The organism is Rhodopirellula sp. SH410, from assembly GCF_055811895.1.
This window is the reverse complement of the sequence record NZ_CM147949.1, coordinates 5,442,459-5,467,492: the sequence shown is the minus strand read 5'-3', so window position 1 is coordinate 5,467,492 and position 25,034 is coordinate 5,442,459. Positions and strand designations below refer to the sequence as shown.

The 25,034-nt window shown below is 56.5% G+C and carries 12 protein-coding genes; 6 read left to right on the top strand and 6 right to left on the bottom strand.

The genetic code is table 11. The annotated features are described in order from the left end of the window. Nucleotides 1-732 precede the first annotated feature (732 nt). Nucleotides 733-3,663 carry a hybrid sensor histidine kinase/response regulator gene (locus tag SH410x_RS19875; protein ID WP_473670212.1) on the top strand — a complete coding sequence of 977 codons (2,931 nt, stop codon included), beginning with the start codon at nucleotides 733-735 and terminating at the stop codon, nucleotides 3,661-3,663. A gap of 521 nt (nucleotides 3,664-4,184) precedes the next feature. Here SH410x_RS19875 and SH410x_RS19870 read toward each other — a convergent pair. From SH410x_RS19870 to SH410x_RS19855, 4 genes are all read right to left on the bottom strand, one after another. Next, nucleotides 4,185-5,612 carry a DUF1501 domain-containing protein gene (locus SH410x_RS19870; RefSeq protein WP_473670210.1) on the bottom strand — a complete coding sequence of 476 codons (1,428 nt, stop codon included), beginning with the start codon at nucleotides 5,610-5,612 and terminating at the stop codon, nucleotides 4,185-4,187. An 8-nt stretch (nucleotides 5,613-5,620) separates the two neighbouring features. After that, nucleotides 5,621-8,836, bottom strand: a complete 3,216-nt coding sequence (locus SH410x_RS19865; protein ID WP_473670208.1) for a PSD1 and planctomycete cytochrome C domain-containing protein — start codon at nucleotides 8,834-8,836, stop codon at nucleotides 5,621-5,623. A 13-nt stretch (nucleotides 8,837-8,849) separates the two neighbouring features. Next, nucleotides 8,850-10,307 (bottom strand): DUF1501 domain-containing protein, encoded by a 1,458-nt coding sequence (locus SH410x_RS19860; protein WP_473670206.1) that lies wholly within the window; start codon nucleotides 10,305-10,307, stop codon nucleotides 8,850-8,852. A gap of 75 nt (nucleotides 10,308-10,382) precedes the next feature. Continuing rightward, nucleotides 10,383-12,830 carry a DUF1549 domain-containing protein gene (locus SH410x_RS19855; protein WP_473670204.1) on the bottom strand — a complete coding sequence of 816 codons (2,448 nt, stop codon included), beginning with the start codon at nucleotides 12,828-12,830 and terminating at the stop codon, nucleotides 10,383-10,385. 430 nt (nucleotides 12,831-13,260) lie between these two features. Here SH410x_RS19855 and SH410x_RS19850 point away from each other — a divergent pair, with 430 nt between their 5' ends. The 5 genes from SH410x_RS19850 to SH410x_RS19830 all read left to right on the top strand — a co-directional run bounded on the left by SH410x_RS19850 (nucleotide 13,261) and on the right by SH410x_RS19830 (nucleotide 21,636). Beyond that, nucleotides 13,261-13,812 (top strand): sigma-70 family RNA polymerase sigma factor, encoded by a 552-nt coding sequence (locus SH410x_RS19850; protein ID WP_473670202.1) that lies wholly within the window; start codon nucleotides 13,261-13,263, stop codon nucleotides 13,810-13,812. Further along, entirely contained in the window at nucleotides 13,805-15,514 is a 1,710-nt protein-coding gene (locus SH410x_RS19845; protein ID WP_473670200.1) for a LamG-like jellyroll fold domain-containing protein, read from the top strand. The genes SH410x_RS19850 and SH410x_RS19845 overlap by 8 nt, the downstream gene beginning before the upstream one ends. A gap of 277 nt (nucleotides 15,515-15,791) precedes the next feature. Next, on the top strand, nucleotides 15,792-17,396 hold the full coding sequence (locus tag SH410x_RS19840; protein WP_473670198.1) for a sulfatase: 1,605 nt from the start codon (nucleotides 15,792-15,794) through the stop codon (nucleotides 17,394-17,396). Next, on the top strand, nucleotides 17,393-20,128 hold the full coding sequence (locus SH410x_RS19835; protein ID WP_473670196.1) for a PSD1 and planctomycete cytochrome C domain-containing protein: 2,736 nt from the start codon (nucleotides 17,393-17,395) through the stop codon (nucleotides 20,126-20,128). Before SH410x_RS19840 ends, SH410x_RS19835 begins: the two co-directional genes overlap by 4 nt. Before the next feature lie 11 nt (nucleotides 20,129-20,139). Then, nucleotides 20,140-21,636, top strand: a complete 1,497-nt coding sequence (locus tag SH410x_RS19830) for a DUF1501 domain-containing protein (protein ID WP_473670194.1) — start codon at nucleotides 20,140-20,142, stop codon at nucleotides 21,634-21,636. 313 nt (nucleotides 21,637-21,949) lie between these two features. Here SH410x_RS19830 and SH410x_RS19825 read toward each other — a convergent pair whose 3' ends face one another. Beyond that, nucleotides 21,950-23,725 (bottom strand): LamG-like jellyroll fold domain-containing protein, encoded by a 1,776-nt coding sequence (locus tag SH410x_RS19825; protein ID WP_473670192.1) that lies wholly within the window; start codon nucleotides 23,723-23,725, stop codon nucleotides 21,950-21,952. A gap of 199 nt (nucleotides 23,726-23,924) precedes the next feature. Beyond that, nucleotides 23,925-25,019 (bottom strand): DUF1559 family PulG-like putative transporter, encoded by a 1,095-nt coding sequence (locus SH410x_RS19820; protein WP_473670190.1) that lies wholly within the window; start codon nucleotides 25,017-25,019, stop codon nucleotides 23,925-23,927. Nucleotides 25,020-25,034: the final 15 nt, after the last annotated feature.

Sequence of the window (25,034 nt, the reverse complement as noted above, 5' to 3'; positions counted from 1 at the left end):
CAACGACGTGTTTCTGGAGAAACGCTTTTCGCGTCTCGTTGATGCCGTCCCCCGAGATGCCCAATCAATCGGGGACGCAAGAAAATAAATGCGACGGGAAAACAAATGCGACGGGGGGCATTCGCAGAACATAACCGCTTCGGGGCGAAGCCCCCGCAGTTTACCTAGCCCAGGCCAACGGCCTGGATTCGGGGACAGCAATCATCGTCGCAGGGCCAACGGCCCGACCATTGGCAACATCAATCCCAAACAGATCGTTCGTCGACCTCCTGAACGAAAAATGTGTTGAACGAAAAATGTGTTGAACGAAAAATGTGTTGAACGAAAAATGTGTTGAACGAAAAATGTGTTGAACGAAAAATGTGGTGAACGAAAAATGTGGTGAACGAAAAATGTGACGGAGGTAATATTTCGACGTCACGGTGGTGGTCAGCTAACAGACGCGACATGCTTCGGTGGCCGAAAACGAGCGTTTTCAGTGTCTTGGTGGTCTCCTGCCCGGTGCGATCGCGTGCAGGAACAACTTGGTTTCATGCACAACCCTCTCGGCGCGATGACTTCGTTTGCACCGAGTTTCATCAAACAAACCGCGGTTTTTTCAGAGCAAAGGGCTGAGTAGCGTGCGGGAGACCTCTGCCAAATTCGAAGGCAGCTCGAGTCGCGATATTGCAACTATTTAGTGAGGACATCTGTTATTCTGAATAGGGTACAGCTCAGTCAGGGGGTTCGTCGATGGTTGAATTCGATACACCACATTTAGACGCGAGGTTTCTCGCGGTGTCGCGTGCCGCGAGTGCGGGCGTGGTCGCGATGAGTATCGTCGTCCTAATCGGCTGGACATTCGATATTGAACCGCTCAAAACCGTTCTACCCGGCCGTGTCGCGATGAACCCCGGTGGTACCGCCATCGGCTTCTTGCTCTGTGGGGCCGCCTTGTGGCTCTCTGGACGCACCTCGACCGCAACCTCGACCGCAACCTCGAGTCGGCGAAAGTGGGCCGTCGCATTGGTCATCCCGGTAATCTTGTTTTCGGTCTTCCGGTTTCTGGATTACAAGTGGGGATTCGACGTTGGACCTGATCGATGGTTGTTTCCAGCGAAACTTGCGGCTTATCCAATCCCCAACCGTATGGCTCCCAACACGGCGCTGAATTTTTTGCTGTGCGGATCGGCGATCGCTCTCTTGGATCGACGATGGCCGAGACGGGTACGCACTGCGGAAATTCTGACGCTTGCCGCTGCACTCGTTTCATTACTCGCAATCATTGGCTATGCATACAGTTCGTTGAGCCTGATTGGCGTCAAGAGCTACATCCCGATGGCGTTGAACACGGCGGTAACGTTTGCGATCCTGTGTATCGGTATACTCTGTGTGCGACCCGCATCCGGATTGATGGCCATCATCAGCTATCGTGGAGCGGGTGGCGTGATGGCACGAAGGCTGTTGCCTGCAGCGATCTTGCTTCCCGTGATCATTGGTTGGCTGCGATGGTGGGCACAGCTGCAAGGCTGGTTCAACCCCGTGATGGGCCTGTCTCTGTTCGTACTTACCAACGTCGTTGTATTCGGCGCGCTAATCTGTTGGAGTGCTGCTTCACTGAATCGCACCGATGTTGCCCTACAAAACGCTTTAATTGAGGCCGAAGCGTCGAATCGTTCCAAGAGTGAATTTCTAGCAAACATGAGTCATGAAATTCGCACCCCCATGAACGGCATCATCGGCATGACGGGACTGCTTGCCGACACACCGCTCCAGGATGAACAACGAGAATTCTTGGGACTCGTGCAGCAATCCTCTGACTCGTTACTGCGACTACTCAATGACATCCTCGACTTTTCCAAGATAGAAGCGGGCCACTTGGAGTTAGAGCATATCGACTTTGACTTGCGTGAGTGCGTAGGCAAGGCGATGAAGTTGTTCATGATTAAAGCGGATGACAAGGGATTAGAACTGGCGGCACGCATCGATCCATCGATCCCACTGCGGCACGTCGGCGACCCCGGTCGGCTACGCCAAATCATCGTCAACTTTGTCGGCAATGCGATTAAGTTCACCGAGCAGGGTGAGATTTTTGTCGACGTCAATCCCGAACAGGGTACGACGCCCTCCGGTGGTCTACACTTCTCCATCCGCGATACTGGGATCGGTATTGCGAAAGAAGAGCAGCAGAAAGTTTTCGAGGCCTTCTCGCAGGCCGATACGTCGACGACCCGACGTTTTGGCGGCACCGGGCTAGGACTGACCATCTCGACGCGTTTAATCGAAATGATGGGTGGCCGCGTCTGGCTCGAAAGCGAAGCCGGCGTGGGCACCACATTCCATTTCGTCGTACATCTCTCCATCGCGACCGATCAAACGCCACGGCGACCAGCGGAGTTGTCGCGGCTTAAGGACATGCGAGTGCTTGTCGTCGATGACAACTCCACGAACCGGCGAATCCTCAAAGAGATGCTGATGCAGTGGAAATTGAGAGCCGACTTGGCCTGTGATGGTCAGCAGGCACTGCACGCACTTTGCAGTGCCGAGCAACAGAATGATCCATTTAGGCTGGTGTTGCTGGATTACCACATGCCCAATGTAGATGGGCTTCAGTTTGCCGGCCAGCTAGCGAAACTCTCCGAGCAATCGAATGCCAAAATAGTCATGCTTTCGTCGACGTCCAGCGGTCTCGCGTCAGCGAAACTTCAGCGACTGGGCATCGCGAGATTCATGACAAAGCCTGTCATTGCGTCCGAATTACTGGACATCGTACTCGAAGTGATGGGCATCACCGAGGCGGACGACGGGACAGGGCTTGTTAACGAGCCAGCAGCGACCGGGCCAACTCGCAAAGTATTGCTAGCCGAGGATGGGGTGATCAATCAGCGAGTTGCAATGGGATTCCTCAAAAAATGGGGCCATGACGTCGTCTTGGCGTGCACCGGCCGGGAAGCGGTGGAAGCTGCCCAACGCGACGTCTTTGATCTCATTCTCATGGACATTCAAATGCCCGATATGAATGGACTCGAAGCCACCGCAGCCATCCGTGAGCTGGAGTCTGAAAATGGGCGTCGTCAACGGATTGTTGCCATGACTGCCAATGCGATGAAAGGAGACCGGGAGCGATTTCTCGCCGCAGGGATGGACGACTACATCGCCAAACCCTTCGATCCAATCGACTTGCAACGAGTCGTCAATCAAGCGTCCGCCATTGTCCACTCACAAACCATCAAAGACGAGAACATCACCGACCAGAATACCTCGCAACCGCACGAACCTGCCGCACCTGAGCGGTCTAAATCAGACCCAATCACCCCGGCGGGTGTGTCAGCAGACGCGGACTCACTCTACGATTGGTCGGTGACGGTCAAGCAGGCAGGCGGAAGCGAGGAGATGGCCCGCGTGCTGGCGAATGCCTACTTGGAAGAGTCGAAGACGCTGATCAATCGAATGCTCGCGGCAGTGGATGCCGGCGATGCTGTCGCACTCTCTCGCGCCGCCCACACCTTGAAAGGAGCGGCCTTGTGCTTGAATGCCACGGCTGTGGTCGCCTCCGCACAGGCACTCGAGAATCAGACACCAGACGTCGACCCCGTGACCATCGAGCCACTGCTCACACAATTGATTCACGACGCGGATCGTCTGGCCACACGCATTGCGATCGACATAAATTCACTGGAATAGCGAAAACAAATGTGACGGCGAAAACAAATGTGACAGGGGGCATTTTTAGAACAAAACCGCTTTGGGGGCAAAGCCCAAGCAGTTTACCTAGCCCAGGCCAACAGCCTGGATTCGTGGACACCAAGCATCGTCGCAGGGCCAACGGCCCGACCATCTGCAATATCAATCCCAAGCGTATCGTTCATCGACCTCGATTCCGGAGCGAAAATGGGACGCGCCGGAGCGAAAAGGGAGCGGGACGGGAGCGAAAATGGGACGGGGGTAATATTTCCAGTTCACGGAGGTGTGGGCTAACCAACGCACACTGTTCCGGTGGCCGACGCCGGGGGCGCGTTCATACCTTTCTATGGATGCTTCTGGTTCCTCGACTGGCGTTCTCGCCAGGACCAGACCCTAGGGATTTGCTGCGTTGGACTTGGATTCACCTGCTCATTTTGCATCGATGCGGCCACGGCGGGAGGGATTGGGATGTTGCCGCGGCATTGACCTCGAAAGATTTGGACGCAACGATCGTACCGCGTTTAGATCAAGATCTCTTTCACGACGTGGGCATGTTCCACGCCAGTCAGTTTTTGGTCGAGGCCCTGGAATCGGTAGGTGAAACGTTCGTGATCGATGCCCAGGCAATGCAGCATCGTGGCGTTAAGATCGCGGATGTGGACTCCGTTTTCGGCGATGTTGTAGGCAAACTCATCGGTCTGTCCATGAGACACTCCGCCCTGAACGCCGCCGCCGGCCATCCACGCGGTGAAGCAGCGTCCGTGGTGATCGCGCCCGCTGCCCAATGCGCCTTGACTGTAAGCGGTGCGACCAAATTCGCCGCCCCAGATCACAAGTGTGTCATCCAATAGCCCGCGATTTTTCAAATCGGTGACAAGCGCCGCCGAGGCTTGGTCCGTATCGAGGCACTGGGCACGTAGATGGGGCTGGAGGCTATTGTGCTGATCCCAACCGCGATGAAACAGCTGGATAAACCGCACGTCTCGCTCCGCCATGCGGCGGGCCATTAGGCAGTTGAACGCATACGTCCCCGGCTGACGTGCGTCCTCGCCATACATTTCAAACGTGCTCTCGGGTTCATTTGACAGGTCAGCAATTTCAGGAGCAGCAGCCTGCATCCGAAAGGCCATCTCGTACTGGGAAATGCGAGTCTCGATTTCCGGATCACCACTGGTTTGGAATTTCAATCGATTGAGTGCGGCCAGGTCATCGAGCTGTTCACGACGGTTCTCACGGGTGATGCCGTTGGGGTCGTTCAAGTACAGGACTGGATCGCCACTGCTGCGGAGCATCACGCCTTGATGGCTCGAGGGTAAATAGCCGCTGCCCCACAGTCGCGAAAAGATCGGTTGGCCCGGGTTCTTGCCGTTGCCCTGCGACAGCAGCACAACGTAGGCCGGCATGTTCTGATTTTCACTGCCGAGACCATAGCTGGCCCAGGCCCCCGCACTGGGCTGGCCAGGAATTTGGGAGCCGGTGTTGATGAACGTGATGCCCGGGTCGTGATTGATCGCCTCGGTATTCATCGAGCGGACGATCGCGATATCATCTGCAATCTTCGACGTGTGCGGCAACAGATCGCTGATCCACGTACCGCACTGGCCATGCTTCGCAAACTTTCCGATCGGCCCACATACGGGGAACCCCTTTTGTCCCGACGTCATCCCCGTCAGCCGCTGGTCACCACGCACGCTCGGCGGGAGTTCTACGCCGTGTTGCTGTTCGAGCACCGGTTTGTAGTCGAACAAGTCGATATGGGACGGGCCACCAGACATGAATAGATAGATGACGCGTTTCGCCGTCGGCGGAAAATGTGGCAGATCCGCACGAGCGGCATTGGCACTCGCCATGGCATTGGGGTCGAGCATCGATCCGAGGGCGAGTGCACCGACGCCTCCGAAAGCTCGGCTGACGAATGTACGGCGAGACGCTAAAGCAGCTTGGTTCATCTTCGTAATCATTCGCGGGTAATCGTTTCATCAAGATTCAGGATCAACGATGCGACCGACGCCATCGCTGCGATCTTTGCATTGTCGCTGATCGCTCCGCGATCAAAGCGAGCAGGACGATGGGTCGCGGAGCGATCCGCGACCTGCATGGTTCCTGCGTTTTGACGCCCCAGGTAACTCGCGGCCCGGTCGGGCGACGCATGGAAGTAAGCCAATTGACGCTCGTAGGCGTGATTCAAAATTTGCATCTCTTCGGGGGACGGATTTCGCGCGGTGGCGAGTCGAAAGCCGTGGCGAATTTGTTCACCGGTGGACTCGTCCGCCTTCAACATCCGCATCGCCAGCCCCCGTGAGGCTTCGATAAACTGCGGCGCATTCATCAGCACGAGAGCCTGCAGCGGCGTATTGGTCAGCGACCGACGAACGGTACACGTCTCGCGACTGGGCGCATCAAAGGTCGTCATCACCGGAGGCGGTGAAGTCCGCTTCCAAAACAGGTATAGACTGCGGCGATACACATCCTCGTCACGGTCGGCGAAATAATGTTGCGCCGAGAAAAATCCTCCATACCCAAAGTGGCTGACCTCTTTCCACAGCCCGAGTGGCTGGGGTGGGTACACACTTGGGCCACCGACGCTGCCGTTGAGTAGTCCCGCGATCGCCAGTTCACTGTCGCGAACCGCCTCAGCGGATAAGCGAAATCGGGGTGCTCGAGCGTACAGTCGGTTGTAGGGATCGAGCTCAATCAGGTGCTCGTTGACATCAGAGGCCTGGCGATAGGTTCGCGACATCAGCATCTGCTTTAACAGGCCGCGAACATCCCAGCCTGACTCGACAAACTCGGCAGCCAACCAATCGATCAACTCCGGATGCGAAGGCCATTCGCCCTGCGACCCAAAATCCTCGCTCGTCTTGACGATCCCTGTTCCGAACAGCATTTGCCAGTAGCGATTGACGGTGACCCGGGCGGTGAGCGGGTGCGCGGGATCAATCAGCCAATTTGCCAGTGCCAGACGGTTCGGGCGCGTTGATGGGGGAAGGCCCCCGAGGACCTCCGGAATCCCTGGCTCGACAAACTCGCCGTGCTGGTCGTACTGACCTCGCAGCAGTATCGGCGTCTTGCGATCCGCCGCAGCTTCATTCATCACCATCACCGATGTTTTGCCGGAGGCGAGTGATTTCCGCAGCACGCCGATCTCACCATCAATATTCGCGACCAGTTTGCCCATGTCGGGATTGGCCTTTCCGAACTCGGCCGCTACCAAATTCTGTTCTTCCAGGCTGCGATCCTCATCGGGCTTTCGCAACGCCGCGATGAGGGCGAGTTGTTGACGGGTTTCGCCGGCATCGCCTAGCTTGGCGAACACGTCACCATACGGCGCCGCACCATGCGGAAGCACCACCGCCGCCGGCGAAAAACCGTTGTCATGGCCCGGCAGGTTCCAACCTGCAGGAGCGATCGAAGCCACCGTCCAGCTGCCATCGGTGGGGAGATAATGGCCATCGGAAAATGCGGCGAGAGCGATGAGTGCGGCTTTCGACCCGCCCTTCTCCCAATCCTTGGCCGCGACTGCAATCAAATTGTCGCCTGCGACGAGCAGTGGGCGAAGATCAAAGACCGTCGGCGTTCGCCAATCCGGATTCGTCCCGAGGATCTTGCCGTTGACCCAGACCTCGGCTTCGTTATCGCAACTGACCAGCAACTGAGCATGCTCTGGGATGCTGGTTAGCTCAAACGACTTACGGAACCATGCAAACTCACCTGCTCCGGTTGGGGTGGACCAAATCCATGACAGCCCTTCCGCTTCGCCGGCGGCGGGTATCGGAAACGGGGAAGCTTCTGGCTCTGTATTTGCGCGGGCGACGAGGGTCGCATCTGCCTTGGCAAGTGTCTCGCGTTCCCATTCCAGTCGCGCGTCACCGAGCAAATTCTCGGGATATGCTTTCGCCATTTGCAGGGCCGCGATGCGGGACTCCAGCGACTCCCGAAACGCGGTCTCATCCGGGAGGATCGGGGCAACCGAAATCATGGGGTTCGTGTTACCGTTGACTCCGCCTTTGCCCGGTTCGTTGGAGGTATTGAAGAACGCAAAGAACCGATAGTAATCACGCTGCGAGATCGGGTCGTACTTATGATCGTGACACTGTGCACAGCGCATCGTCAGGCCCATGAACGCCGTCGAGACAGTGTCGACTTTGTCGATAATCGCGGCCACCCGGTATTCCTCGGGAATGGTTCCGCCCTCATGCGTGTTCATGCCGTTGCGCAGGAACCCAGTGGCAATCCGTTGTTGCTCAGTCGGGTTGTCCAACAGGTCGCCGGCGAGTTGTTGACGGATGAATTCGTCATACGGCATGTTGGTTTGGAAGGCCTGGATCACCCAATCTCGCCACGCCCACATATCGCGGTGGTCATCGATCGAATAACCATTCGTGTCGGCGAACCGGGCAACGTCGAGCCAGTCGATGGCCAACCGCTCGGCAAACTGCGGGCTGTTCATCAGCCGATCGATCGTCGCCTCGAATGCCACTTCAGGATTCTCGACAAACGCATCCACCTCCGCGAGTGTCGGCGGCAACCCGGTCAGGTCCAAATGCAAGCGACGGACGAGCGTCTCGGGCGATGCCTCAGGCGAGAACTCCAAGCCTCTCGCTTCCAGTTGCGCACCGATGAACCGGTCAATCTCGCCCTCGGTGTTGGTCCGAGTTGTTGGTGGCTCGGGCTGGTTTACGGGTTCGAATGCCCAGTGCCCCGTAAACTCCGCACCTTCGTCGATCCACCGCCTGAGAAGCTCGATTTCGTCCTCGGTGAGCGGATTTTTTTGCTTTTGGGGTGGCATCCGCTCGTCCACATCATCCTCAGTAATGCGCAGCACCAATTCGCTCGCATCGGGATCACCCGGGACAATCCCCGCGTACCCACCGAGATCCGCGAACGCACCTTCGGCGGTATCGAGCCGATAACCCGCGTCGCGGTTCTGTGAATCGGGCCCATGGCAGGCAAAACACTTGTCCGACAAGATAGGCCGGATATCACGGTTGAAATTCAGCGTCGGCGGCGCCGCGGTCGCTGCAGGAACAGCGGCGAAGGCCAGAAGAAGAGACGGTAAGAGTCCCTCGGGAACCCCTGAGAGAATCTTAGCTGCCGTCGCCAGACGGCGGGAAAACCACGCTCGGGGGGGCGTCGGCACATGTTTCTGGTGCGGTTGGAAATATTTTGCCATGGATGTCTTCCGCCTAAGCGAACAGCCTTTCGACGCTCTGGCCCTTGCCGTCGCGAGTGACGTAGAACGGACGTCCCTCAATCTCGAAACCGGTCCGTGGGCTAACGCCCATGGCCGTCATGATCGTAGCATGCAGATCCTCGATGCTGACGGGGTCTTCAATCGCCACGAGCGGTCGCTCGGGCGAGGTTGCCCCGTGCAGATGCCCGCGTTGGATGCCGCCGCCAAACATCAGCACGCTGGACCCGGCGGTGAAGTGCCGATGCAATCCATAATGTTTCAACTCGGTCATCTGATCTCCTTTGAAACTTGCTTGATCGTTGGCATTGGACCCCGGCTGTCCTTCGGTTAGCGCATCCCGACTGAATTCCGAAGCGACGATGACCAGTGTTCGATCCAGCAGTTTGCGAGATTCCAAATCCAAAATCAGTTGAGCGATCGGTTGATCGATCTCGCGGTGCATACGCTCCATCGTCGTGTGTCCGTCGTTGTGCGTGTCCCAGTTCAGGAACGGCACGTACTCGGTCGTCACCTCGACAAAGCGTGCTCCCGACTCGACCAACCGGCGTGCAAGCAGGCAGCCTTGACCGAATCGACCTGTATCGTATTTCTCATAACTCTCGCGTGGTTCCAGCGTGATATCGAATGCTTTTCGATCTTTACTGCTGAGCAGACGATACGCCGCATCCATCGACTGCAACATCGACTCTTGGTGATAGTCGCTCATTCGATCCCGATCCGGACTGGCGTCGACCAATCGTTGGAATAAACGGTTTCGGTTGGCAAAACGCTGTGATTGCATGCCCTTGGGCGGCCGCACGGACACGGCGGCCTGATCGGGATAGGGCAAATTCATGGGCCCAAATTCACTACCGAAGAAACCGCCCGTTGTGAACGCCTTGAGCTCTTCGCTCTCGCCGACACCTTCGAGGCGTTGGCCGATGTTAATGAATGCCGGCATGACCGGGTTCGGTGCTCCCAACACACGCGCCATCCACGCCCCCAGGTGCGGCGTCGCAACCGTCTGGGGCGGGACATAGCCAGTGTGCCAGTGATACTGATGGCGTGAGTGCAGGATACTGCCCAGGTCCGGTTGCACGTGCGATCGAATCAGCGTGCCACGATCCATCACTGCCGCGATATTTTCGAGTCCTTCGCAAATCTTGATCTGGTCGACGGCGGTGTCGATTGCTGGGAATGTGCTGAGCATGTCCTTATATGCCAACCCCGTTTCAAACGGCCTGTATCGCTTGGGGTCGAATGTATCGGGCGCCGCCATACCGCCGCCCATCCACAACAGGATGCAAGCGTCGGCAGTAGGACGTGGGTGCTCGATGTCGCCGATCGTGCTGTTGGCGAGCAACTGCGGTGTGCCCGACGCGAGTGCGGCAGCACCTGCGGCCGACAGTCGGCGCAGGAAATCCCGACGCACGATCGAGTCGGGAGCCGCGGGGTCGTTTTCAATATTCATGGAATGTCGCGAGGCAGGTTGTTCGATGAAAGTGGTGGGGGCCAAAGGCTGGGAGCCTGTCCTACGTGGCGGTCCCTAATGAACGGTCAAAAATTCGGGCAACATGCAGATCGCCCACATCGCATCCTGAACGGTGGCCGCGTCGGGATGCTCACCGAGGGCGGCCAGCAACAAATCTCTTTCTTGAGCGGTCGGCGCACGCGACAGTGCCGCGTTAAACAGGTTCTCAATCATTCGATTGGCATCGCCATCGCTGTCGGCGAGCAAACGCTTGGCACCGATCGCAAATGACGCAGCCAGCGTCGGTTCGTTCGCCAGGTCGATGGCCTCGAGCGTCGTGACCGTATCCGGACGCATCGAGACAATTTGCTCACGCATCGGACGACCCAGTGACTTCATCAGCGCGGTGTTCTTCAACAATGAGGTGCGGACCATCGGCATCTCGCTGCTACCGATCGCAGCAGCGAGCAGTGAGGGACCTTGATCTTCGATCACTTTTGTCCATGGTGCCACAGCGGGAACCACCGTGACGCTTTGCCATTGCTCGCGATCAATGCTCGCTGTGTCGAGCGTGTCATCCTGAGGCACGGGAACCTCACGACTATATTCCCAACTCGCATCGGACACGATCGTTACCCGCCTCTCGTCCGCCAACTCCAGTCGAGCATCCAAGAAAAATCCCGCCGGATTCGGCGCAGCGGTATCATTCGTTACGATGACCTCGAAGTCATTGTTCCCTTTCACGAGATACTTTGCCAAGCGAATCGATTGTGGTTTCGTCCAGTCATCGCTCCTGCTCACCAGCTCTTGATTGATGAAAAATTGGTATCGGTTATCACAGGTAATCAAGGCACCGCCCGCGATGACAGACTCAGGCAGGTCGATCTGCTTCCGCAGGATCAAGGTTTGATTCCCTGGCACCGTTCCATTGGTAAGCGGCCCCCAGATCCACTCGCCCTGAAGCTCCAACCGTTGCACCGCGTCGGGATCGTCGTGGCGGCGAACAATCGGGGCATCGAACTGATTTGGAGCATCTCCAGTCAGCTGCCAAATACTGTCGAGAAACTGCTCGGCGGTCATCCTCCGCGCCCGCGGCCCGCGATAGATGTAGTCCTCACTCGATGGTTGTCCGTGGACGATTTCGGACCGCGACTGATAGGCCTCGCTCGTCGCGATCCGGCGGAGGGTTGCCTTGAGGTCATAGCCATTCTCGATGAGATCCGTCGCCAGGTAATCCAGCAGGTCCTCGCTCCAAGGTTCGTTCTTCATCGAATCGAGCGGATGGACAATGCCGCGTCCCATCAAGCAGTACCACAAGCGATTGACAATCGTCCTCGCGAAACGCCCGTTTTCCGGATGCGTCATCAGTGCGGCGAGCTGTTGCAGTCGCTCCGTTCGCGGTGCGTTGATGTCCACTTGCCCGAGCTCGGGAAACAGCCATGCCGCCTCCGCGGTCTCGCCGGTGGGTTTGTCACAGCGGTGCAGTTCCAGCGTCTCGTCAGCGTAGATCGCTGCTAAACCGTATGCATCTTTCAATGTCCAGTGATCAACAAAGCTGTCGTGACATGACGCGCACTTCATGTTGATGCCGAGGAACGACTGGGAAATGCTTTGCGAAAATTGAATCGGCAGCGTTTGCCCCGCACTCACCTCCCCACGCCACTTGATCCCATCAATGTAGCCCTGGCTTTCCGACGTCGGTGGCGCGATCAGCTCCCTGGCCAACTGGTCGAAGGGTTTGTTCTCCAACAGCGATTGGTACAACCAACTGCTAATCTGTTTGCGGCCGCCGGTGATGAATCCCGTACCGCTGTAGTCGTTTCGCAACAGATCATTGAAAAATGTGAGCCAATGATCGGCGTAACCGATGCGGTCGCTCAACAGTTCATCGATCATCCGCTGGCGTTTGTTCGGATCGTTGTCATTGACAAAAGCGTCGAGCTGTTCGCCGGTGGGCAACAACCCGATCAAGTCCAACGAAAGGCGGCGTAGAAAGGTGCGATCATCAACCCGTTGCGGTCGCGTCAGATTCTGCTCGGCCAAGTAAGCATCCAAAATGCAGTCGATGGGATGGTCCCGTCCATCCTCCGCCGCCGGGAGCTGCGGCGATCGCGGGCGCAGGGGTGGTTCGTAGGTCTGGATCTCAAACGTGAAATCAGCATCCCAGGGCAAATCACTCTCAATCCAACGTCGCAGCACCGCGATTTCATCCGCACTCATTCGCGGCCGGTCGGCAGGCGGCATCTGGGCGTCGGGATCCGTCGACGCGACCAATGCGAGGAGATGGGAGGTATCGGGATCACCGGATTCAACGAATCCCGAGTCCAGCACGTCGGCGCGTGTGTTGAGCGAAAAGTCACCCTCGGCTTCGCGGCCTCCATGACAGTGAACGCAATTGCGCTGCAGGATCGGCACGACTTCGTGGGCAAAGTCGATCGTTCCGGAGCTCTCCGCTGCTCGTATGACCGCTGGGAATGCCGAGAGACATGCAACAGCAACAATTCGGAGAATCAGACTCGACATGAATACTGCTTGGCAGGCGGGAGCTGATGGACCGTCGATACGACGACACATCATGACGTGGAGGGGGGCTCGAAAAGTCGATTTCGAGGATCGGGCAATCATCCCCATCATAAACGCTAGCGTTCGTGGCGGCAAACGCTCGAAAGGGGGGGGCGTCTGCCGCCGGCCCCCTCATCGGCCTTGGCGAAAATCTCAAATCGGAATCGATTGGAATGGCTCACATCACCGAATTCCTGAAACATTTTCCGCGGTCAAGCCTGCGAATTCGCGGCAAATGAAGACCAAACCCAGGCACTTTGCATCTATTTTTCTTCGCCGGCGGTAAATCCGCCGCGCCGTGGAATATCTTGGTACACAGGGCATATTGTGCACAGGGATGAAGGTGCATTTTGGCAATTGCTTCAGCGCGAACGAATCAGCATCGCTTCCTATGTCGGACCGAGACACCCAATACAACGAATTTGTCATCTTGCTTTCGCGGCATGACCAAGCGATCCGGCGATTCGTCCGGTCGCTCCTGCCATCACCCGAGGGCGTGGATGATGTCGTGCAAGAGACGGCGCTAGAGTGTTGGAAAAAGTACTCTGAGTTCAGGCCCAAGGAGGCGTCGGACGCCTCCCATGAATTCATTCGCTGGGCCTGCGTGGTCGCACGCTACAAAACCCTCAGCTGGCAACGAGATCGAGCTCGCGACCGTTTGGTCTTTCGCGAAAGCGTCATCGAATGTCTGGCCGACACAGCGATGGAACAGCTCGACCAGCAGGAATCCGAACACCATGCCTTTCTACTCTGTTTGCAAAAACTGCGAGATGCGGAACGGCGACTTCTGTTGAGCGTCCACACTCCGGGGCAATCCGTCGCACGCATTGCCGCAGAAACCGGTGAGCAACAGCGACGATTGTATCGCAAAGTCAATTTACTACGCCGACAGATCCTTGACTGCATTCAAGGGCGTCTGGCTGGAGGTTCAGAACATGGATAACGAGACTCAGAGGCTGATTTTTCAGGCGACCGATCAGACGATCACCGCAGACGAACTGGACCGACTGCAAGATGCGATCGAACGCAGTCCCGAAGTCCGCCAAGCCTATCTGCGAGCGGTACATCTGCGTGAATCACTCGAGGAAATGGCTACCAGCGAAATGGACGCGGTCGTTTCCTCGCCGGCGAAAATTGCCAGTCCCTTGGACAGGGGCGATGCCGAAACGGCCCAGTCGATTCGCCGGGCTGATAGCGTGTCAGGGATCTCATGGGCACACGTTGCGATCGCCGCATCAGTCATCGCGATCATCAGCGGTCTGGCGATCTGGGTTGGACGAACAAGCGTGACAGGGAAATCAGAGCAAGTTGCAGCATATGATTTCACAAAAAGGCGGACAACAGAATCGCTGATTGCCGGGCATGCGACGCTCCGGCGATCGGTCGATGTCCAATGGTCCGACGATGCCCTCTCATTCCATGAAGGCGACGTCCTGCCGAGTGGAATGCTGCAGTTCGAAAGTGGCATCATGGAAATCGACGTGTTCTGCGGCGCATCCCTGATTGTCGAGGGCCCGGCAGCCCTGCGGTTCGAGTCCGATTGGGAAGTCAGCCTGGTCAACGGGCGTCTGCGAGCCAATGTCCCGCCCGTCGCACGTGGCTTCGTGGTGCACGCCGCCGATTCCGAAATCATTGATCTGGGGACTGAGTTTGCCCTCGAAGTGGGGGATGATCGTGCCCGGGTTGAAGTTCTCGATGGAGAAATCGAACTGCGTGGAGGTGCACATGATGGCGATCATCTGGTGACCGGACAGGGCGAATGGCTGAAGGGATCGGGGGCTGAAACGATCGCGTTGACGGGCATGAGCACCGGGGGCGACTTGCAAAGGCGATTGCAGCAGGCCGAAACCAAACGTTTCACCGAGTGGAAAAGTTTTTCTGAGCAAATCAGCAGTGACGAGCGACTGATCGCGTATTATCCGGTCGCAGGGTCAGCGCCCCAGCGAATCATTCGCAATACGGCACCCACGAGCGCTAGTCGCAATGGCCACCTGGTAGGGCCCGTTGAACACGTTGCCGGTCGGTTCGGCCCCCAATCGACCGGGCTGGATTTCGATCGACCTGGCTCTCGCGTTCGGACTCGCATCGACGGGACCTTCCAGGCATTCACGTTTTTCACATGGGTCAAGATCAATAGTCTCGATCATATCTATAACTCGCTGTTCATGGCCGATGGCTATGAGAATGGTGAACCCCATTGGCAGATCCGCAATGACGGACGACTGATGTTCTCGGTAATGGTCGACGACAAGCAGGATGTTCGAGTCGCTAATCGTTTCGACCAGAAGATCGTCCGCGATGCGGGACACCATCGGGTTTACCAGACCCAGCCGATCTGGGATGTCTCCCAAAGTGGGCAGTGGCTGCAACTGGCGGCGGTCTACGACCCAGTGCACCGACGCGTCGAGCAGTATGTCAACGGTGAGCAGGTTAGTAGCGAAGAAATTGTAGACGAGTACTACGTTTCCGAGTTGCGAATCGGACCCGCAGAGATTGGAAATTGGGGGCAACCCTTTCGCGATTCTCCTTGGTTCGCGGTCCGCAACCTGAATGGAACCCTTGACGAGATAGGCATCTTCAACGCCGCCCTTGACGCGGACGAAATCCGGAACCTTTTTGAACGAGGCAAACCGCTTGGATATTGAAGAACAAAGGACGTGGCGAGTTAGAGCATTGATGGCCGCGTGGTTTCATCTTGCACCTTAGCCTTTTGACAACCCCCTCGAGCGCGTAGGTCTCGAGAACAACCTTCACACGTTTTCGATCGACGTCCCGTATTATTCGCCCCGCTAAGGAACGCGGGATCAATAACTGGCGTAGTGGATCTTGTTAAAGATCCATCCAGAACAGGATCTTTAACAAGATCCACTACGGTAAACCCGTCACTTATTGTTCATGGCATCCTAAATCAAACAAGACAACATGAAACGACTTTCGCTGTACCCGCTGCTCCTTTTGCTATGCATCGGTTCCGTCCAGGCCGCTGAGCCTATGAATATTGTGTTCATTGCGATTGACGACTTGCGTCCGGAACTGGGGTGCTATGGTTCTGAAATCGCCGTGTCGCCACACCTGGACGAGCTTGCCAAGACCGGCCTGCTATTCAACCGCGCCTACTGCCAGCAAGCAATTTGCCGACCATCCCGCGCCAGCTTGATGACGGGGGGGCGCCCCGAAACCACCGGACTGTTCCACAACTACGTCTCGCTTCGTGAACTTCAACCCGAAATCATTACGCTGCCACAGCATTTCATCGCCAACGGCTACGAGACAGCGTACTGCGGCAAAATCTTTCACCATGGAGATGAGGACGAAGCCAACTCTTGGAGTCGCACGCCGGTCAGAAGGATCAAGGGTGTCGACAAACCGAAAGGCCAATTCGCGTTGCCACAGAACATCAAGGATCAGAAGGCGGACTCTCAGCGAATGATAGCCAAGTACGGCGAAGCGGCGCGACGTGGGTTGGCCAGCGGCCCTGCATACGAGAGTGCTGACGTGCCCGACCATGCCTACCTCGATGGTTACAACACACTCCTTGCGATCGAGACCATGCGTGAGATGGTTGCACAGGATGACAAGCCGTTCTTTCTGGCGTTAGGATTTACCAAACCGCACCTGAACTGGATCGCACCGAAGAAGTATTGGGATCTCTACGATCCGGAACAGATTCCGATGGCAGGCAACACCCATGCGCCGCACAATGGGGCGGCGATGGGGTTACACGCCTCATTTGAACTGCGAACGCGTGCGGGGATTCCCAAGGCCGGACCGTTGGGACCGGAACTCTCTCGCACACTCAAACACGCCTATCTAGCCTGTGTTAGCTACGTCGACGCACAAGTCGGTAAGATGATCGCTGCCTTGGACGAGGCCGGGGTTCGCGAAAACACAATCATTGTGGTCTGGGGCGACCATGGTTGGCACCTTGGTGACATGGGCGTTTGGGGCAAAGCGACCAACTATGAGATCGCGACCCGTGTCCCCCTGTTGATCTGGACTCCAGACATGAAGACTCGCGGGGAAAAGTCCGAGGCCTTGGTTGAATTGGTCGATATCTATCCAACGCTATGCGACCTGGCGGGAATCTCCCTACCCGACCATTTGGAGGGGCACAGTTTTGCCCCGTTGCTCGACACGCCACATGCATCATGGAAGCGGGCAGCCTTCAGTCAGTATCCCAATCCGGCACTCCGAGAATGGGCCGCCAACCCGCTATCCCCAGCAATGCGTGAGACCTGGTTCGGACCGCTGATTCAACAGGTCGAAGAACGGATTGAAAAGCAGCAAGGACCGCTTTGGGACCGCGAACTGTTCGAACAGTATTTGATGGGCTACACGATGAGAACCGATCGCTATCGCCTCGTCCTGTGGAAGGACCATCGTGTTCCAGATGCAGATCCGTTGTTCGTCGAGTTGTATGACCATCAGTTGGATCCGAACGAAACAGAGAACATTGCATCGAAGGACCCTGAATTGACAGAGAAATTGATCGACCAGTGGAATGCCGGATGGGAGGCAGCGCTATGAAACTATCGAAAGTACTCGCCCGATTGTGTCTCTTGATGGCGGCAATGTGGATCGCGGTTAGCAATCCACTTTGGGCGGCGGAGATCGACTTTGAGAATGAGATTCTGCCGATACTCGAAGACAATTGCATCTTCTGCCACGGTGAAGACGAGCAGGAGTCGGGCTTGAGACTTGACCGTCGTGTCGGCATGCTCAAAGGGGGGGATTCTGGACTGCCAGCAATCGTGCCCGGAAAGAGTGACAAGAGCTATCTCTTGGATGCCATCAACCATGTTGATCCCGAGATGGCGATGCCTCCCGATGAAGACAAGCTGTCAGCAGACGATATCGAGATGCTCACACGATGGATTGAGCAGGGCGCTCTCTGGCCAGGGCAGATGGATGACATCGTTGAGGAAGAGAGCGACCACTGGGCATTCCAACCCGTTCGTTCACAGTTCGATCATGATTCGATCGATGGATTTCTAAAATCACGCTTGGCCGACAGCGGCCTCGATTATTCGGATCCAGCGGATCCTCGGTCGCTAGCTCGACGCGTCTCCATTGTATTGACGGGGCTGGCACCCTCCCCCGAACGCACGGAGCAATTCGTACAGGCCTTCCAACAGGATTCAGAACTTGCCTACGAGACGCTCGTCGACGAGCTACTCGCCTCACCCCATTACGGAGAACGCTGGGCGCAGCATTGGTTGGACGTCATCCGCTGGGCGGAAACCAACGGCAGCGAAAGCAATATGTATCGCAAGAACGCATGGATGTATCGCGACTATGTCGTCCGAGCGTTCAACGAAGACAAACCCTATGACGAATTCGTTCGCGAGCAAATCGCCGGTGACCTACTCGGCCAGGGTGATGCCACTGGATTCCTGGTGGCTGGGCCCCATGTGCCGGCGGCGACCGTGGGTCAGGAACCGAGTGCGATCCGCCAGGCGCGAGCCGACCGGATGGACGAGATCCTGCAAACGGTCGGGGCTTCCGTGATGGGCATGACCATTGGTTGCGCCCGCTGTCACAACCACAAATTCGACCCAATTTCCATTCAAGACTACTATTCGATGTCGGCGGTATTCCAAGATGTCGAATTCGGCAGCCGCTATCCGGAGTTGAACGGTGATCATCCGCGTGTCGTGCGCGACCGTGAACTTCGCGAGACTTTGCAACGACTGCGAAGTGAGATGCGTTCCAAGGGATGGGCTTGGGTCGAGGACTGGACCGGATACGAAGAAATTCATTTCCCGCCGAAGCAAACCGATGAACTTCGCATCGAATTTGATAAGCGTTGGGTACAGATCGATGAACTGGAGCTTTTGGAAACCACACCACCGCAGAGAAACCTGTTGGCGGCGAGCGTTGGCACCGTCGTGACCGACAACCCCGTCACCCATGACAAAGCTCAGCCAACGGATCGTTTGAACGATGGCGTCTTTGGCACCAAGGGATGGAGAGGTGTCAGTCCGAAAGGGAACCATGAGAATCCCTGGCTGCAATTCAAGTTTCCCGAGAGTGCTGCCATTGGCACGATCCGAATCAGTTCCAATCGCGAAGACTTTTTGCAGACTGATTACCTGGAGGGCATGAACAAGCGGACCTATGGCGACTTCCGGATTCAACTGCGTGATCAGGATGGTCAATGGAAAGCGTTTGCATCGACAGCCTCGATGCGGCAGCGATCCAAGAACGTTGAAGATCAACAGGCATTGCAGGATCAGATCCAAACGGTGATCGAAGAACTTCTGATCCAAGGCCCACAGCCCGCGTTCCTTGCGGAATTCGTTGAGCCCGCCCCCACCTTCGTGCTCGCTCGGGGGAGCCCCGAGAGTCCGCGTGACGAAGTCGCCGCCGCCGCGCCGAAAATGCTCGATGGTCAATTACAGCTCCCACCGGGAAGCCCAGGGCCGAAACGGCGAGCCGCGTTCGCGGATTGGTTGACCGATCCCAGCAATCCGTTGACCGCCCGCGTCGCGGCCAATCGCATGTGGCATCAAATTTTCGGCGTCGGCATCGTGACAACCCCGAGCGACTTTGGTCGCGCAGGGGCGCCGCCGTCTCATCCCGAATTACTCGACTGGTTGGCCTCCGAAGTGGTTGACTCCCAGTGGTCGCTCAAAAGCATCGTGCGCATGATTGTATTGTCGCAAGCGTTTCGGCAAGCGAGTCAACCGCGTGAAGACGGTCTGGAAATCGACGCAGCGGCGCAATTGCTGTGGCGATTCCCACCGCGGCGTGTCGAAGCCGAGGTCATTCGCGACGACGTCTTGCAAGCATCCGGGCGACTGGACCATTCCATCGGTGGTCCGAGCTATCGGATTCACAACGTCAAACAGCGTTATGCGCAGTGGGAAGTCGTCGACAACCACGGCAAACAGACCTGGCGAAGAATGCTCTATCAAGAACGGATGCGGCGTGTCGATGATCGAATCTTTACGGCGTTTGATTTTCCTGATTGTGGGCAAATCCGTGCTAAACGCCCCATTTCAACCACGCCACTGCAAGCGTTGAATCTGTTGAACAGTGAGTTCGTCGTCGAACAATCACAATTGATCGCCGAGCGCGCACGTGAGGAAACGGACGATCGATTGTCCGACCGCGTGACGCGGTGTTTTGAGCTACTGCTCCAACGCGCGCCGAGCGATGGCGAACTTGTCGCGGCAGTCGAGTTTGTCGAAAGTCAAAGCCTCACGCTACTTTGCCGAACCCTGATCAATACCAACGAATTCGTCTTCTTGCCCTAAGGTTTCATCGTATGAGCTCCGAAAATATCTCACCGATCGGTCGATCACTGCTAGATCGTCGCGGCTTCCTGGGTCAGTCGGGAATGTCCATGGGCGCGATTGCGCTCTCCCAAATGCTCGCCCGTGATCATCTGCTGGCGTCGGATTCGGGCGGCCCCATCCGGCCAAACATCAACGACGAGAAACCTTACGCTCCCCGTCCGCCGCATTTCGAAACGCCAGCCAAGCAGGTGTTGGTTATCTATTGTCCTGGTGCCGTCAGTCATATTGACACATTCGACTATAAACCTGATCTGTATAAGATGGACGGTCGAAAGCCACCAGGAATGCCTGCGGTCACCTTTGAGGGGCCGACGGGCAATATCGCCAAACCGTTTTGGGATTTCAAACCGCGCGGCCAATCGGGCAAAATGGTTTCCGATCTGCTGCCGAATCTCGCTGAGTTGGTCGATGACTTTTGTTTCATTCATTCCTTGACAACTCAAACCAGTGCTCATCCGCAAGGCGAGAACTTCATGAACACTGGATTCACGATGGAAGGATTCCCTTCTTTCGGCGCGTGGGTGACGTATGCGTTGGGTTGTGAAACGGAAGAACTGCCCGCCTTCGTTGCCATCAATGACCCACGTGGTCTTGCTCGCAGCGGCAAGAACAATTTTGGTAGCGGATTCCTGCCCGCCGCTTTTCAGGGAACCGATTTCACCGCCGCGAATCCACCGGCAAACCTGGTTCGGCCGGGTGCCTTCAGTCGACAGGCCGATCGAGCCAGCGTGTCATTCTTACAGCGACTCAACGCCGGACACATGGAACGTTTCCCCGGTGACGCGGACTTGGCAGCTCGAATTGCCAGCTACGAACTGGCAGGGCGAATGCAATCGTCGGTTCCCGATGTAATGAACATTGCTGGTGAACCGGGCCACGTCCACAAAGCCTACGGCACGGATACCGGGACGGAATTGAAGCAAGCCTACGCGAACAACTGTATTCTCGCACGGAGACTGCTTGAAAAAGGAGTTCGCGTCGTACAACTCTTCAACGGCAGCGACCCATCGGGCGGAAACGGCATCACGAACTGGGATTCGCATAGCGACATTCTGAAAACACATGCGATGCAGGCGGAAATCATGGACCAGCCGACCGCGGCACTGATCGCCGACCTGAAACAACGTGGGATGCTTGAGCACACACTGGTCGTATGGTGTACCGAATTTGGACGCATGCCGTTTTTGCAAGCCAATGGGACAGGCCGCGACCACAACCCCAGCGCGTTCACTTGTTTCCTGGCAGGTGCTGGCGTGAAGAAGGGGTTCAGCTACGGCGAAAGTGATGAATTCGGATTCAAAGCGACAGTGAACGAAACGAGCGTCTACGATTTCAACGCAACGCTCCTCCACCTGATGGGGCTCAATCACGAGCAACTCACCTACTACCACAATGGTATCGAACGGCGGCTAACCAATGTCCACGGACAGGTAATCCCGGACGTGCTAAACATCGCGAATGGATAAGCGGAGTCGCGTGAGCGACCGGGTGACTCACGCTACCGGATGCCTTACGGCATTCGGCTGACGATTGCCGGTCGAGCCTCGGCTAAGCAACGAGCGGAAAATAAGTGGCCGAACGCTCCGCGGTCGGAATAATCGACCGCGGCGCGTTCGACCACAATTTCAGACAGTCATTTCCCGCTCGTTCCTAAATCAACAGCCTGCGAAGCGACAGGCGAGGCAGTAGAACGCGTCGAATTTAAGGTCGCCACGCTCGCCAGGGCGTGGGATCCATGTTCTGGCGAACGTCGTTACTCGGTCTATTCATTCCCGGTCGCTACTTTTTCGATGCGTTGGACGATTTGGTAATCGACACCGTATCAAACAGTTGGCCATCCAAGTCGTACGATTTGAGTTGCAGTTCCCTGCCATTTACCGCGACGTAAACAAAGTGGTGGCCGCGACGAACGGTTTGCTGGAACGGAGGCCGAATGGGGCCCGCTTGCTCCAGCCCTCCACCACCACCGCCAGTGATCATGTAGATCGTTCCTCGATCATTCTGAGGCTTTTCATTGTGCATTTTCCACGTTCGTTCGTAGGAGTGGATATGACCATTCCAGACGATGTCCACACCGAATCGATCGAACAATTGGGTCATTGGGCGGATTCTTAGGTCCCCCCAACTGCTTTTGCCTTTCCATAGGTTCCCATAATCGTTTTCATCGGATGAATACGCTGGGTGATGAAAACTGACAAACGTCCATACGACTTGGCCTTCTTCTTTCTCGGTTTCCAGTGCAGCGAGCTGCTTTTCTAACCATTGATATTGTTCGCTATCAGGGCCCATTTCCTTGTTGGAATCGAGCATGAAGAACGCTGCGTTCCCATATCGAAACGAGTAGTAATATTCTGGATCAGGAAGGTCCATGTATCGGTAATAGTGATCCGCATTTCGCTCGTGATTCCCCAGGACAGGGTAGAACGGAACCCGTGAGATCAGTGGATTCATACTCGAGAAGAATTGATAGACCCATTGATTTTTTTCGGTTCCGGTGCTGACCAGGTCGCCGGGAACAACCAAAAAGTTTGGCCGCAGCCCCCAAGCCAATTCGCCCACTTTGCCACTGACGGCGGGATTTCCCTGCGTATCGGAGATGACCGCAAACGCATACGGTGTTTCAGGTTGTGAAGCGGTCTGGAAGGAGAGGACCTCACTTCGCACCGAGGCTTTTGTTTCCAGGTCAGTGGCCGTGACTTGATAGTAGTGTCCGGTTTCAGGCTTGAGTCCATCGAGCAATGTCGAGTGGATCTTTTGGTCATCGGTCGCGGCGATGGCTTCGCGATCAAAGTCAGCAGTTTCCCCAAACCGTACTGAGACTTCGCAGTCGGCGTTGGTCTCGCAAACGACTCGGATGCTGTCGGTAGTCGCATATTGAAGGAACGGGGCGACCAGAAAGGCCAAGGGTTCTTTCGCCTTCGGGGTCGGAGGAAGTTCTGCCCATGCTTTTTGATGCTCAAAGTCATGTTCAATCCATGCCGGTTTGGCTGCTAAATCGTAGACGGCAATCTTAGCGAGTCGTCCACTCATGGGAATCGTCTCGTTTTGGTCCAGATAGGCACCCACTGCCAGGGCGGCTTTCTCCGGATATAGGATCGGTCCTCCTTGGGCATCACTTTCCGCATCCAGTCTCCCGTTAACCCATAGCTGCATGGTTTCACCATCGTACACACCGGCAACGTGATACCACTTTCCCGGTATCACTTCGGTGGTCCCTTCCAGATACGTCATCATTCCGTCCCCGTCATCAGCTTCCTCGCTGGAAAGTCCAAACGAAAACGTCTTGTTGTTGTAGCCGAGAACCCATCCTTGTTCGGCGTCGCCATTGTCTTGAAGGGCAGAGACAATGCCGCCATAGCGAGTCAGTTCGTCAAGAGAGACCCAAGCTGCAATCGTGATCGCTTCTTGAGGAAGCTTGCCTTGCAGTTCAGGCCAAGGTTGGTCCGCAACAAAAAACGAACGAGTCCCCTCGAAGCGGATGGCATTCAACCCGTCGGAGTCTTCCAACGCAGGAGATCCATGCCCCGTGAGGCTGGGACCCAGTTGGCTTTCCAAATTCCCTTCTTGAAAGAACGGAGCTCCGAAAACCCAATGCGCCCGAGGGTCCGGACCATCGTGTCCGAGGGTTGTCGACCATGTCGTGGCGACGAGAAGGAAACAGAGGACAGGTCGGAGGAACGATCGTTGGATGAAATGCACTGGGAATCTCAAAGAAGGAAGTCGGAATCACAGAAGTCATAGGGTAGTCATTCGATTACGGTTGCTGCACCACTTCCCCGCCATTTCGGGTACCCAGAGCGGAAAAGATGTTCATGTCGATCGATTCCGTAATGAACCGAACCGATCCATCCCCGTAGCAGAACTGAGCGCCACCGGGATGTTCGCTGCCGAAGCTGACTTCATACGCGCCCCATTCAGGCGAGTCGTCCGCAGGGGGGATTGCGATGGGTTTGGGGTAGTTGATTTGGACCGCGGTCGATCCACCCATTTCAGACCAGTCAGTCCCTTCCCAGTTGTCGAAGTCGTCGCCACCAATCGCCCAGTGGTCTTTCCGGCCGGAATTGGCTTCTTCGGCAGTCGACGCGATCGAGGGCAATTCGGGATCCGGTACGGCTTCGCCAAACATGAGGGTATTGGAGAGTCCATCGAGTACGTCTCGGAACGCCGTGGCCCCTCCCATGCCACCTTGGCTAATTCGGGCATGCTCGGGATCACGTGTTTGGATCATGCCGTCCAATTCAGAGTGGTGTTTTGTCGTTTGCCCGTCGCCCCAGGTCGGTTGATTGGGACGTCCCCACCCCCAAGAAGGTTTCCAGTCGTTTGGCTGGATACCGGTGACGACGGCTAAGTAGTTGGCTGGAGCACGGGCCGCGACAAACCATGGCGGCGAGTAGACCGAGGCATCAAAAATGGGTTGGTGAGCAATTGAGGAGGGGCATCGCATGACGCTGACCGGCATTTCACATGCAGCCACTTGTCGATCTCGCGGATTGGCAGACGAGATGTCGGCGTCGCTAAGCGCGGTGCCTGCCGCCCAGTCCATCGACCCAAACGAAAGCGATTCGTAGAGGCTGGTCTGTTCACAGTAGGGCATCACGAACGCACTCCAGTGCCCACCTTCCTGAGCTTCGCCCAGCATTGGCAGGTCTCCGGTGTACGCGGCGGCAAAGCCGTGCGTCGCCAAGCCGAGTTGTTTGAGATTGTTGCTGCACTGCATCCGTCGCGCGGCCTCTCGGGCCGCTTGGACTGCAGGGAGTAGTAAGCCGACAAGAACGCCGATGATTGCAATAACCACCAGCAGTTCTACAAGAGTGAAGCCATGTCGGTCGCTTCGGAATCCATGTTTCATCAGTTCGGTCTCGTA